We start from the raw sequence: 12,136 nt of genomic DNA, 5'->3' as shown, positions 1-12,136 counted from the left end.
CCTAGACGCGCCACAAACGTTCAGCGGCCTGCCCGGCCGATAAGGAGTCATGCCCCGTGTCTTTTGCCGCCAACCTTGCCCCGATCCCCGAACTCTATGTCAATTACGACAGTGCCCAGAAGCTGAAGGCCGAAGCTGCCGATCTGGTCAGCTGGGATATGACACCGCGCCAGATCTGCGATCTGGAACTGTTGATGAACGGTGGGTTCAACCCGCTCAAGGGCTTCCTGGGCAAGGATGACTACGAGGGTGTGGTCGAAAATATGCGTCTGGCCGACGGCTCCCTCTGGCCAATGCCGATCACGCTGGACGTGACCGAAAAGTTTGCCGAGACACTGGAGGAGGGCAAGGACATTGCCCTGCGCGATCAGGAAGGCGTAATTCTGGCCATCCTGTCGGTCAGCGACATCTATCGCCCGGACAAGGCGCGCGAGGCGGAAAAGGTATTCGGCGCCGACGATCTGGCGCATCCTGCGGTCAACTATCTGCACAACATCGCCGGGCCGATCTATGTCGGGGGTGCGATCACGGGAATTCAGGCCCCTGTCCATTATGATTTCCGCGCACGCCGCGACACGCCGAACGAACTTCGGGCCTATTTCCGCAAGCTGGGCTGGCGTCGTGTCGTCGCGTTTCAGACGCGCAACCCGTTGCACCGCGCGCACCAGGAACTGACCTTTCGTGCCGCCCGCGAAGCGCAGGCCAACCTATTGATCCACCCGGTCGTCGGTCTGACCAAACCCGGCGACGTAGATCATTTCACGCGCGTCCGCTGTTACGAAGCGGTGCTGGACAAGTATCAGCCTTCGACCACTACAATGTCGCTCCTGAACCTCGCGATGCGCATGGCTGGCCCGCGCGAGGCGGTCTGGCACGGGTTGATCCGCAAGAACCACGGATGCACGCATATGATCGTCGGGCGCGATCACGCCGGACCGGGCAAGAACTCTGCCGGAGAGGACTTCTACGGCCCCTATGATGCGCAGGACCTGTTCCGGGAACACCAGGACGAAATCGCCTGTGAGATGGTCGATTTCAAACATATGGTCTACGTCCAGGAACGCGCTCAGTACGAGCCGAATGACGAGATTGCCGATAAGAAGAATGTCACGATTCTGAATATTTCGGGCACCGAGTTGCGCCGCCGTTTGCGCGAAGGCCTCGACATCCCCGATTGGTTCTCCTTCCCCGAAGTCGTGACCGAACTGCGCCGCACCTCGCCGCCCCGTTCTCAGCAGGGTTTTACAGTGTTTTTTACCGGTCTATCGGGGTCCGGTAAGTCCACGATTGCCAACGCGATCATGGTCAAGCTGATGGAAATGGGGGGACGTCCCGTCACGCTTCTAGATGGCGACGTGGTGCGCAAACACCTGTCGTCGGAGCTGACATTTTCCAAGGAACATCGAGACATCAATATCAAGCGCATCGGCTATGTCGCGTCGGAAATCACCAAAAACGGCGGCATCGCGATCTGCGCGCCGATCGCGCCCTATACCGCCACCCGCCGCGCCGCCCGCGAGATGATCGAAACCTATGGCGCGTTCGTCGAGGTCCATGTCGCCACCTCTTTGGAAGAATGCGAACGCCGCGACCGGAAGGGCCTGTATGCTATGGCCCGTGCTGGCAAGATCCCCGAATTCACCGGGATCTCCGATCCCTACGAGGCGCCAACCACGGCCGAGCTGGTCGTCGATACAGAAGGCTTCGAGGTGGACAACTGTGCGCAGCAAGTCCTCCTGAAACTCGAAGCCATGGGATTGATCTCAGGGTGACTGGCAAAGCCCGTCGCCCGTAAGCCACTCAGGGTGACGGCAGCGCCCGTCGCCCGTAAGCCACTAGGGTGACGGCAGCGTCGGTATTTATGAAATGTTTCTACGCCACCATTTCCCTCTGGGTGTGGAGACGACATCGCCGCGTGGGAGATGGAACAGCAAGACCAGATTGTGTCAGGACCGTGGCCAAAGCACGATGGCCTGCGGCATCTTGTGATAATCACGCAACGGTGATGTAAGTCCTGTAAATATTTACGTATTGGTTATCCACCATAGCGGAACATCTTTCGGCCCAGCCCTGTTGTGTCGGTGAACAAATTGGAAAGCCGGGCATCATGCCCACTGCGAATGTCCAGGTTGGAAACCGACAATGCTCGACGAACACAACATCATGCTGGTTGAGGACGAGGCGCTGCTGGCGCTCGATCTGTCCCTGACGCTGGAAGAGGAGGGCGCACAGGTCACAGGGCCTTTCGCGACCGTTCAGACCGCGTTGGAAGGATGTGGTCGCAAGCTTGATGCGGCTGTTCTGGACGTCGATCTCTGCGGGTCGAACGTGTTCCCGGTCGCTGATCGTCTGTTCGCCGACGGCGTTCCCTTTATCTTCCACACCGGACGCTCCGATCTGGCCTGCCTGATCAGTCGGTATGGCAGGGACGTCCCGATTCTGGTCAAGCCAGCACGGGGCGAGGAAATCGTGAAAATCCTGCGCAGCTTACTACACTGACGACTATCTCGATCGCGGAGCGCCATACCAAGATGGCAAAAGGCCGCTTATAAGGGCGGCCTTGATCGTGTTTAACGTGTTTGATCAGTGGACGCTGACAGGGGTCAGGTCATTCTGCCGTGCCAGATTGAAGGCCAGCGACCTATCCCCGACCAGCGCGACCTGTTCGCCGTCGGCGCGGTGCAGCGCATATAATTCATCCAGACCACCTTCGCGGGCCTCGTCCTGAACGTCGGACGGAAGATCGTCCAGTTGGACCCTGCGAACATAAACGAGCGACCCGCCCAAGGCTTCGATATCAGTCAATTGCGTCATGACGTTATCCTTTTCCCATGTTCATGTCGTGGCGAAGCCGATGGTCGGTTCTGTGACTGTTCAGTGACCTGACTGCGTCCGCTGTCGATCTGTATTGTCTTTACAACGTTCTCGGGCGCAGTTCGTTGCAGGGATACGTGTAAAAGTCCGTGTTCCAGATGCGCACCCGACACGTCGACCCCGTCAGCCAGCACGAAAGCCCGCTGAAATTGCCGTGCGGCGATGCCCCTGTGCAGATAAATCCGTTCATCGCCCTGAGAATCATCCCGAGATCGGCCTCGGATCACCAATTGGCGATCTTCCAGCGTGATCGATAAGTCGTCTTCGGCAAAACCCGCTACGGCCAACGTGATACGGAACCCCGCCGCGCCGGTCTGTTCAATGTTATAGGGCGGATAGCCCTCGTTCCCCGTGCGAACGGTATGTTCGACAAGGCGTTCGAGTTCATCGAAGCCCAGCAGAAACGGATGTGTGCCAAATGTTGGCTTGGTCATGATCTCGGGTCCTTTGCGTCAAGCGATCCGAAAGGTTGATCCCGGCCCTAGGCAGCGGCACCGGGGATGATGGAAATGTGGGGATGAAGCGGCGTTATGACAAGATGTGCAATGCACGCCCATAGACTGGGCTGCGGGACGCTCGAACCCATTGGACCCGGAGGCTGTCGCAGTATAATAGGCCCAGATCCCCGCCCGACCATGCCGCTTGCCGGAGCCCTCCAGTGTCCAACGCCCCCGAAGAATTGACCCATGAGGATGTGCTGCGGATGCGGCTGCACGTTCTGCGACAGGATCACCGCGATCTGGATACCGCGATCCGTGCAATCGAGGACAGCGTTGCCCCCGATCTGTTGGTGATCAAACGGCTCAAGAAACAGAAGCTGACCCTCAAGGACCGCATGGCCCGGATCGAGGATGAACTGACCCCCGATATCATCGCCTGAGGTTCCATGACCAACACCACATCCACGTCCGCCACACCGCTGGTCGGTATCATCATGGGCTCGACCTCCGACTGGCCGACGATGAAGGAAGCCGCCGACATTCTCAATGCGTTGGGTGTGCCCTACGAGACGCGCATCGTCTCGGCCCACCGTACGCCCGACCGGCTTTGGGACTATGGAAAGACGGCCGTCGACCGCGGCTTGCAGGTCATCATCGCCGGGGCCGGCGGCGCCGCGCATCTGCCCGGCATGATGGCCTCCAAAACCCGCGTGCCCGTCGTGGGAGTGCCGGTCCAGACCAAGGCGCTGGCGGGTGTCGATTCGCTGTATTCCATCGTGCAGATGCCGAAGGGGTTTCCCGTGGCGACGATGGCGATCGGATCTGCCGGGGCGGCGAATGCCGGTTTGATGGCAGCAGGCATCCTCGCGTTGTCTGATGCCGAGCTTGCTGAGCGGCTGGACAACTGGCGCGCCGATTTGTCCGCCGCGATACCGGATTGCCCGGAATGACCGCGCTCGCCCCCGGATCCACTATCGGCATTCTCGGCGGTGGCCAACTGGGCCGGATGCTTTCGGTCGCGGCCAGCCGTCTGGGCTATCTTACCCACATTTACGAACCGGGGATGGCCCCCGCCGGGCAGGTGTGCGCCGCGCTCACACAGGTCAGCTATGAGGATATGTCGGCCCTGCAAGACTTCGCGAACGCAGTCGACGTTATTACGTTCGAGTTTGAAAACGTGCCCGCCACAGCTCTCGATCTTCTGGCGGCACTCCGTCCGATCCGCCCTGGCACCACTGCGCTTGCGATCAGTCAGGATAGACTTACTGAAAAGACGTTTCTTGAAGGTCTCGGCCTGACCTGTGCACCGTTCCGCGACATCGGCAGCTTATCGGCGCTCGAAGCCGCACTGACTGATCTGGGCACACCCGCGATCCTGAAAACGCGTCGTATGGGATACGACGGCAAGGGCCAGGTCCACATCCGTACACCCGGTCAGGCGCAGACCGCCTATGCCGAAATGCAGGGGCAGGATGCGATCCTCGAAGGATACGTAGCGTTCGAACGGGAGGTCTCCGTCATCGCTGCGCGCGGCGTCACGGGTGAAGTCGTCTGTTTCGATCCAGGTGAAAATGTCCACGAATGCGGCATCCTGCACACGACCACCGTTCCCGCGACGCTGACGGGCGCGCAACGCACTGACGCCGCACTTCTGGCCGGACGCATCCTGAACGCGCTTGAGTATGTCGGCGTTCTGGGCGTCGAACTTTTCGTGACATCAAACGGTTTGATCGTAAACGAGATCGCTCCCCGGGTTCACAACTCAGGCCACTGGACCCAGGCCGGATGCGCCGTCGATCAGTTCGAACAACATATTCGTGCTGTCGCAGGTCTGCCGCTGGGCGACGGGCGACGGCACAGTGACGTGGTGATGGAGAACCTGATCGGCGACGACATGGACCGATTGCCGGACCTGTTGGCGACCCCGGACACGCAGATTCACCTGTATGGCAAATCCGAGGTTCGGCCGGGCCGCAAGATGGGACATGTGAATCGCATCGTGACGTAGTTTCCCACACCGATCCGACACTCTCCTTCTCAAATATCCAACTCCTGACGGCAGCCAAAATGACCGAACGCCCCCACCGAAACTTTTACGGTCGCCTGAAGGGCAAGCATCTGAAGGACAGCCAGAAAGGTTACCTCGATTCAGATCTGGACGCCCTGTCGCCCGGTGCCGTGGGCTGGGACGTGAATCCAGGCCGGACATTGCTGAATCTGGGTAATGTTTTCGAGAACAAAGAGATATGGCTCGAAATTGGCTTTGGCGGCGGCGAACATATGCTGCATCAGGCGGTGTTGAACCCGGACGTCGGTATCATAGGCGCGGAACCTTATATCAACGGTGTCGCCATGCTTCTGGGTAAATTGCGCAAGGCAGACGTCGAAAATGTTCGCATCCACCCCGGCGACGCCCGCGATCTATTCGATGTTTTGCCAGAAGCATCTGTCTCGAAAGCGTTTCTTCTCTACCCGGACCCGTGGCCCAAAGCCCGCCATCATCGTCGTCGGTTTGTCACCGAAGAACATCTTGTCCCCCTGGCCAAGTCTCTGAAACCGGGGGCGGAATTCCGTGTCGCAACAGATATTCCCGATTACGTGCGCCAAACCCTGGAGGAGGTGCCGAAATACGGTTTCACGTGGCTGGCTGAAGGCCCGGAAGATTGGCGAACCCCTTGGAAGGACTGGACAAGAACGCGCTACGAGGCAAAGGCCGTTCGCGAAGGCCGCACGCCGCATTACATGACGTTCCGGCGGGATTAGACCGGCACGTTCCAGACCGCGCCCGGCGGTAACGCACGGAATACGCTTTCAGAAATATCATGTATCGGGCAAGGCCTGAGAAGCATTCGCTTCTTCTGGTTTTGGTACTGATCCTTCGTGCACCAGTGGTAAGGCCCGAGTTGCAGATCGCGAAAACAGCTAGGGTGCAGCGTTTCCATTGACCTGCAGACGGGGCAGGTCACGACGCGTTGACAGGGGCGGAGCCTCCGGCGGGACTATTTGCGGAGCCAAGACGGGGAATGGACGTGCCTCGCGTCGCGGTCTATCCCGGCCCCGACCTGAGGAGATCGACATGAGCCACGGCCCCGCCACCCCCCTGACCGCCACCGCACCGGGTCCGTTGACGGGCGAGGCGCATGTCCCGGGCGACAAGTCGATCAGCCACCGCAGCCTGATCCTTGGCGCGATGGCCGTGGGCGAGACGCGGGTGACCGGCCTTCTGGAAGGACAGGACGTGCTGGACACGGGTCGCGCGATGCAGGCCTTCGGCGCGCGTGTGACCAAAGACGGCGATACATGGGTCGTGAACGGCGTCGGTGTCGGTGGGTTGATGGAGCCGGATGATGTGATCGACTGCGGCAACTCCGGCACAGGGGTCCGGTTGTTGATGGGTGCGGCGGCCACGCACGGATTTTCGGTGACCTATACAGGCGACGCATCCTTGCGGAAGCGACCGATGGCGCGGGTGACAGACCCGCTGGCGCTGTTCGGGGCGGTGGCACACGGGCGCAGCGGTGGGCGCTTGCCGATGACAGTCGTGGGCGCGCCGGAGCCGGTTCCGGTGCGTTATGCCACGCCGGTCGCCAGTGCTCAGGTCAAGTCGGCGGTCCTTCTGGCCGGGCTGAACGCGCCGGGCGAAACGGTCGTGGTGGAGCGCGAGGCGACGCGCGACCATTCCGAGCGGATGCTGCGCGGCTTCGGCGCGCAGATCGAAACGCGGGAGACGCGCGAAGGCCGCGAAATCACGCTGGTCGGTCGCCCCGAACTGAGACCCCAGACCATCGTCGTGCCGCGCGATCCTTCGTCCGCCGCCTTTCCGGTTTGCGCCGCCCTGATCGTGCCCGGATCGGATGTGCTGGTGCCGAATATCGGACTGAACCCGACGCGTGCCGGACTGTTCGAGACGCTGCGCGACATGGGCGCCGACCTGACCTACGAGAACCCGCGCCAAGAGGGCGGCGAACCTGTCGCTGACCTGCGCGCAAGGTTTTCACCTGATATGAAAGGGATCGAGGTGCCGCCCGATCGCGCCGCCAGCATGATCGACGAATATCCCGTGCTATCCGTGGTCGCCGCCAACTCGGAGGGCACAACGGTAATGCGCGGCGTGGCTGAATTGCGGGTCAAGGAGTGTGACCGCATCGACGCCATGGCGACCGGCCTGCGGACCTGCGGCGTGACCGTGCGCGACGGCGCGGACTGGTGGGAAGTGGACGGACGCGGCCCCGGCGGCGTCACAGGCGGGGCGACCGTCGCCGTCCATCTGGACCACCGGATCGCGATGTCCTTCCTGTGTGCCGGAATGGCCGCGCAGGTCGGGATTACCGTCGATGATGCCGGTCCGATCCTGACATCATTCCCGATTTTTCGGTCGCTGATGGAAGAGCTTGGCGCAGTCTTCACATCCTGAGGCGTCCCCGCGGGTTCATCCCGGCGTGCAGGTCATGGCTGACTTTGAAGTGTCTGGACGCGCGCCTCGTGCCGTGGTCCGGCGCGTGGACTTGCCCGCACCGGGCTGGTCGATGGATCTGAAACCTCGCGGCGACATCTTCGCCTGACGTCTGTGGCCGATACAATGGACGCCGTGAACCGGTCCCGCTAGGCATAAGGCAGGAGGAAGTCATGACCCGAACCGGAAGTTGCGTGTGCGGCCAGATAGCCTTCTCAACCACGCATGATCTTAGGTCGGTGGCGGCCTGCCATTGCACCCAGTGCCGCAAGTCCACCGGGCATTTTGCCGCCGCGATTCCCGCGCCATGGGACAGTATCGCGCTGAACGGCAAGGTAACATGGTTTGCTTCCAGCGCCACCGGGCGGCGTGGTTTCTGCGGCATCTGCGGCAGCTATCTTTTTTGGGAGGAGGGCGACGGGCTGACCTACATAATGGCAGGATCGCTGGATGATGAAACCGGTCTGCGAATGGATGGGCACATTTTCTATGCTGACCGGGGGGATTACTATCGTGCGTCGGATGGCCTGCCCTGCTTCGCGGCAGGTCGATCGGGTCCGGAGGTTGCGCCGTGATGCGCCGTGGGAGCTGCCTGTGCGGCGCGGTCACCTTTGCTATTGCAGGTGAAATGCGCCCGGTTGTGGCCTGCCATTGCACTCAATGCCGCAAGGCGACAGGCAACTACGTCGCCGCCACCTCAGCACCCCGCGACGCCATCGCGATTGATGGGTCGGTGACATGGTTTCAATCGTCGCCCAAGGCGCGACGTGGCTTCTGCCCAACCTGCGGCAGCAACCTGTTCTGGGACGGGCCGGGCGCGAACCTGTCGATCATGGCGGGCGTGCTGGATCAGCCGACGGGGTTGTCGATGGAGGGACACATCTATTGCGCCCAGAAGGGCGACTGGTACGAGATCGCCGACGGTACGCCGCAAGCCCCCGGCGCGGACGCCGATATGACAACACAGGTAAACACATGATTTTCACAGTCGCCATCGACGGCCCTGCTGCGGCGGGCAAGGGCACGATCAGCAAGGCCGTCGCCGCACGATTCGGGTTTCGCCATCTGGACACGGGGTTGCTCTATCGCGCGGTCGGTGCGCGCACGATGGAGGGGGTCGACCCTGTCGAGGCGGCGCGGAGCTTGCAACCGGACGATCTGGACGGTGATGCCCTGCGAACGCAGGACATTGCACAGGCCGCCAGCCGGGTCGCCGTCCTGCCAGATGTGCGTGCCGCCCTGACCGAATTTCAGCGACGCTTCGCCCGCTCCGAAGGAGGTGCCGTGTTGGACGGACGCGACATATGCACCGTGATCTGTCCCGAGGCGGAGGTCAGGTTGTATGTCACGGCGTCTGCCGAAGTGCGCGCCAGGCGGCGGTTCGAGGAATTGTCGCCAGAGGATCAAACCATGACGCTGGACGACGTGTTACAGGATGTTCTTGCGCGCGATCAGCGGGATATGAACCGAGCCGACGCCCCGTTGGTGGCCGCACCGGGGGCTACGATTATTGATACCTCCGCCATGGATATCGAAGAGGCAGTCGAGGCGGCGGCGCAACGGGTCGCTGAGGCGTTGATTGCGCGATAAGTACTGCTCACCGACAGGTGCATGGCGCGCATGAGCCTCCTCGGCCTAGCCTGTCGGCAGTTATCTGCGGAGGAATGCCATGCCGACCGCCCTGTCATTTCTGTCCGGACTGCTCAGCAGGTTCACGCTTGCCGCAGCGATGTTGGCCATCGGCCTGTCCTGGTCGGTCCAGGCGCAAGTCACTGCGCCGGAGTCGGAACCGGCAGCCGTTAATATGACTGTCGACCGGATGGAGGAGATCCTGACCGCGCTTGACCCCGATGCGGAGCGCGCGGGCCCGGCGTTTCGCCTGACGGTCGGGGATGTTCCCTTGCTGGTTGTCACCGATGCCCGCGCCGACCGAATGCGCGCCATGGTGCCGATCCGATCCGCCGAAGGGTTGTCGGATACGGACCTGATGCGGATGATGCAGGCCAATTTCGATAGTGCACTGGATGCCCGCTATGCCATCGCGGAAGACCGCGTCTGGGCGGTGTTCATCCATCCGCTCAGCTCGCTGAGACGCGATCAATTGATTTCCGGGCTCGGTCAGACGGTAAACCTTGCCGTCAGCTATGGCTCGCTGTTCTCGTCGGGGGCCGGGCAGTTCGGGCGTGGCGATAGCTCGGGCGAGCAGCAGAAGCTGCTGGAGCGTCTTCAGCGCAAGGGCGAAGACATCTGAGCGCCTTTCGCCCTTGTTGCCGGTGGATCGCTGACGCAGGTTCGGGCCATGAATGACCCTCGCATCACATGCCCCGCCTGTTCGCATGAAATTCCGCTGACCGAGTCGCTGGCCGGTCCGCTGCTGGTTAAAACGCGGCAGGATGCCGCCGCCCGGCAGGAAGCGGCGCTGGCCGAACAGAAGCGCACCATCGAGGCTGAGGCAGCCGCCCGCGCCACCGCCGCGCAGGCCGCGAAACTGGCAGAGATAGAAGTCCGCGCGCAGGAGCGGGAGGCCGAAATCGCGGCGATGAAGGTGCGGGACGCCGATCGCGAGACCAAGCTGGCCGCGGCCCAGAAGGCACAAGCTGCGGCGCTTGCGCGGGAAGAGGCGTTGAAAGATCGCGAGCGTGAGATGGACCTTACGATCCAGAAGCAGGTCGCCGCGGCGACGGATATCGCACGGCGCAAGCTGCAGGCCGAAGCCGAGGCCATGGCGACGGAGCGCCTGAAGACTGTTCAGGAGGTGAATGCGCTGAAGCTGGCAGAGAAAGATCAGCAGATGGAGGGGATGCGCCGCAAGGTCGAGGAAATGCAGAAGAAAATGGATCAGGGCAGTCAGCAGTTGCAGGGTGAAGCAGCGGAGGTGGTTCTGGAGGATCAGTTGGCCCGTGCCTTTCCCACCGATGTGATCGAGCCGGTGGGCAAGGGGCAGCGCGGTGCCGATTGCCTTCAGCGCGTCGGCACAATGGGGACGATCCTGTGGGAAGCGAAACGCACCTCGGGCTGGAACAAGGACTGGCTTCCCAAGCTGCGCGACGACATGCGCTCAGCGGGAGCGGACGTGGCCGTGCTGACATCGGCAGTGCGCCCCGAGGGACTGGAAACATTCGCGCTGGTCGACGGCATCTGGATCGCCGCGCCCCGCTATGCGGTGCCGCTGGCCTGTGTCCTGCGCGAAGGCCTGTCCCGTGCCGCTGAGGCGCGCGGCGTTCGCGAAGGTCAGGCGACCAAGACCGAAATGCTCTACGATTATCTCACCGGACCCCAGTTCCGGTCGCGGATGGAGGCGGTTATCGAACCGTTCGAGGCGATGCAGATGGCTCTCCTGAAAGAACGCAAACAGATGCAGGCGCAATGGGCCCTGCGCGAGAAGCAGCTTGAAAAGGCGATGGCGTCGATGATGGGCATGTATGGCGATGTGCGCGGGATCGCGGGCGCTGCCGTCGCCGAGATCGAGGCACTGGAACCGGATTTGTTGGAGGGCGACTGATGGGTAAACGCCACGTCTACAAAACCGCAGGCGAAACCATGGTCGGTTATCGTGCCAAACCGGATGCGCCGAACGGGGCCGGGCTGTTGATCGCCCCCGCTTTTTGCGGTCTTCGCGAGTTCGAGATGAAGCAGGCAGACCGGTTCGCCGCGCTTGGCTACGACGTTCTGGCCGTTGACTACTACGGCGACGGATGGCGCACGGAAGATGCGGACGCGGCTTCGGTCAAGATGGCGACGGTACAGAACGACCGGGCGGCATTGTTGCGCCGGATGCGCGCGGCTCTGGCCGAGGTGCGGGGGTGGGGGCCTGCAAAGGTGGGCGCGATGGGATTTTGCCTGGGCGGGAAAGCGGTACTGGACCTTGCGCGCGCCGGGGGCGGCGATGCCGCCGTATTGTTACACGGTGTCTATGATCGTCCGCCGTTCGAGACCGTCGCCATGCCTCCTGTCCTGCTGTGTCACGGCTGGAACGACCCTTTGGCCTTGCCCGCGCAATTCGGTAAGCTGGCTGCGGAACTGGATGAATATTCCTCCGACTGGCATGCGCTCTGTTTTGGCCGGACCGGGCACGCCTTTACCAATCCGGCACGGGCAGACGGAACTTCGGACATGGGATATGTCAAGCGTTCGGCGGATCGGTCGTGGGCGGCAGTCGAGGCGTTTCTGGCTCAGCAGCTTACCTGAAGGGTGCTGATGAAGATCTGGACCGGCCGCACCCGGTGTCCGATGCCGTGCCCTTGCCCCCGCGCCCATTTTCCCCTATGCCCCCGCGCGTCACCCGACAGTGCGACGACGAACCGGTCCCGGCCGAATCTCAGGGCACTTTCCGACCAATCCGTTTCGCCGAAGGCGGACATCAATCCAG

15 protein-coding genes are annotated in these 12,136 nt (G+C 62.0%); 13 read left to right on the top strand and 2 right to left on the bottom strand.

Translation table 11 applies throughout. From position 1 onward, the window contains the following. Positions 1-56: 56 nt before the first annotated feature. Both AC13C2_RS06720 and AC13C2_RS06715 read left to right on the top strand, forming a co-directional pair. Positions 57-1,772 (top strand): bifunctional sulfate adenylyltransferase/adenylylsulfate kinase, encoded by a 1,716-nt coding sequence (locus AC13C2_RS06720; RefSeq protein WP_482886303.1) that lies wholly within the window; start codon positions 57-59, stop codon positions 1,770-1,772. A gap of 370 nt (positions 1,773-2,142) precedes the next feature. Further along, a complete protein-coding gene (locus AC13C2_RS06715) occupies positions 2,143-2,499 on the top strand; it encodes a response regulator (protein ID WP_482886302.1) in 357 nt (118 codons plus the stop codon). An 84-nt stretch (positions 2,500-2,583) separates the two neighbouring features. Here the strand turns inward: AC13C2_RS06715 and AC13C2_RS06710 are convergent, their stop codons facing one another. Both AC13C2_RS06710 and AC13C2_RS06705 read right to left on the bottom strand, forming a co-directional pair. Beyond that, positions 2,584-2,814, bottom strand: a complete 231-nt coding sequence (locus AC13C2_RS06710) for a DUF1150 family protein (RefSeq protein ID WP_092764065.1) — start codon at positions 2,812-2,814, stop codon at positions 2,584-2,586. Continuing rightward, positions 2,811-3,308, bottom strand: a complete 498-nt coding sequence (locus AC13C2_RS06705) for an Hsp20 family protein (RefSeq protein ID WP_092764068.1) — start codon at positions 3,306-3,308, stop codon at positions 2,811-2,813. The genes AC13C2_RS06710 and AC13C2_RS06705 overlap by 4 nt, the downstream gene beginning before the upstream one ends. Positions 3,309-3,577: 269 nt before the next feature. On the opposite strand from AC13C2_RS06705, the gene AC13C2_RS06700 reads away from it, so the two are divergent. The 11 genes from AC13C2_RS06700 (at position 3,578) to AC13C2_RS06650 (ending at position 11,955) form a co-directional block, all read left to right on the top strand. Further along, the gene (locus AC13C2_RS06700) at positions 3,578-3,754 is read left to right on the top strand and encodes a YdcH family protein (RefSeq protein ID WP_092764311.1); all 177 of its coding nucleotides are present in this window, start codon (positions 3,578-3,580) and stop codon (positions 3,752-3,754) included. 6 nt (positions 3,755-3,760) lie between these two features. Then, positions 3,761-4,264 (top strand): 5-(carboxyamino)imidazole ribonucleotide mutase, encoded by a 504-nt coding sequence (purE, locus tag AC13C2_RS06695; protein ID WP_092764070.1) that lies wholly within the window; start codon positions 3,761-3,763, stop codon positions 4,262-4,264. Further along, positions 4,261-5,322: a 5-(carboxyamino)imidazole ribonucleotide synthase gene (locus AC13C2_RS06690; RefSeq protein WP_482886301.1), complete on the top strand. Its 1,062-nt coding sequence runs from the start codon at positions 4,261-4,263 to the stop codon at positions 5,320-5,322. The genes purE and AC13C2_RS06690 overlap by 4 nt, the downstream gene beginning before the upstream one ends. Before the next feature lie 59 nt (positions 5,323-5,381). Beyond that, positions 5,382-6,077: a tRNA (guanine(46)-N(7))-methyltransferase TrmB gene (gene trmB / locus AC13C2_RS06685; RefSeq protein WP_482886300.1), complete on the top strand. Its 696-nt coding sequence runs from the start codon at positions 5,382-5,384 to the stop codon at positions 6,075-6,077. A gap of 313 nt (positions 6,078-6,390) precedes the next feature. Next, positions 6,391-7,728: a 3-phosphoshikimate 1-carboxyvinyltransferase gene (gene aroA, locus AC13C2_RS06680; protein ID WP_482886299.1), complete on the top strand. Its 1,338-nt coding sequence runs from the start codon at positions 6,391-6,393 to the stop codon at positions 7,726-7,728. 212 nt (positions 7,729-7,940) lie between these two features. After that, complete coding sequence (locus AC13C2_RS06675; RefSeq protein WP_482886298.1) at positions 7,941-8,342, top strand: GFA family protein; 402 nt, start codon at positions 7,941-7,943, stop codon at positions 8,340-8,342. Further along, positions 8,342-8,746: a GFA family protein gene (locus tag AC13C2_RS06670; RefSeq protein WP_482886517.1), complete on the top strand. Its 405-nt coding sequence runs from the start codon at positions 8,342-8,344 to the stop codon at positions 8,744-8,746. The genes AC13C2_RS06675 and AC13C2_RS06670 overlap by 1 nt, the downstream gene beginning before the upstream one ends. Next, entirely contained in the window at positions 8,743-9,357 is a 615-nt protein-coding gene (locus AC13C2_RS06665; protein ID WP_482886297.1) for a (d)CMP kinase, read from the top strand. Before AC13C2_RS06670 ends, AC13C2_RS06665 begins: the two co-directional genes overlap by 4 nt. Before the next feature lie 79 nt (positions 9,358-9,436). Then, positions 9,437-10,018, top strand: a complete 582-nt coding sequence (locus tag AC13C2_RS06660; RefSeq protein WP_482886296.1) for a hypothetical protein — start codon at positions 9,437-9,439, stop codon at positions 10,016-10,018. 48 nt (positions 10,019-10,066) lie between these two features. Beyond that, positions 10,067-11,269 (top strand): DUF2130 domain-containing protein, encoded by a 1,203-nt coding sequence (locus AC13C2_RS06655; protein WP_482886295.1) that lies wholly within the window; start codon positions 10,067-10,069, stop codon positions 11,267-11,269. Continuing rightward, positions 11,269-11,955 carry a dienelactone hydrolase family protein gene (locus tag AC13C2_RS06650; protein ID WP_482886294.1) on the top strand — a complete coding sequence of 229 codons (687 nt, stop codon included), beginning with the start codon at positions 11,269-11,271 and terminating at the stop codon, positions 11,953-11,955. The genes AC13C2_RS06655 and AC13C2_RS06650 overlap by 1 nt, the downstream gene beginning before the upstream one ends. Positions 11,956-12,136 lie beyond the last annotated feature (181 nt).

The sequence above is a fragment of the Jannaschia sp. L-14R genome, assembly GCF_056857695.1.
The sequence above is the reverse complement of the archived record's forward strand: the minus strand, read 5'-3'. Positions and strand labels throughout refer to the sequence as shown.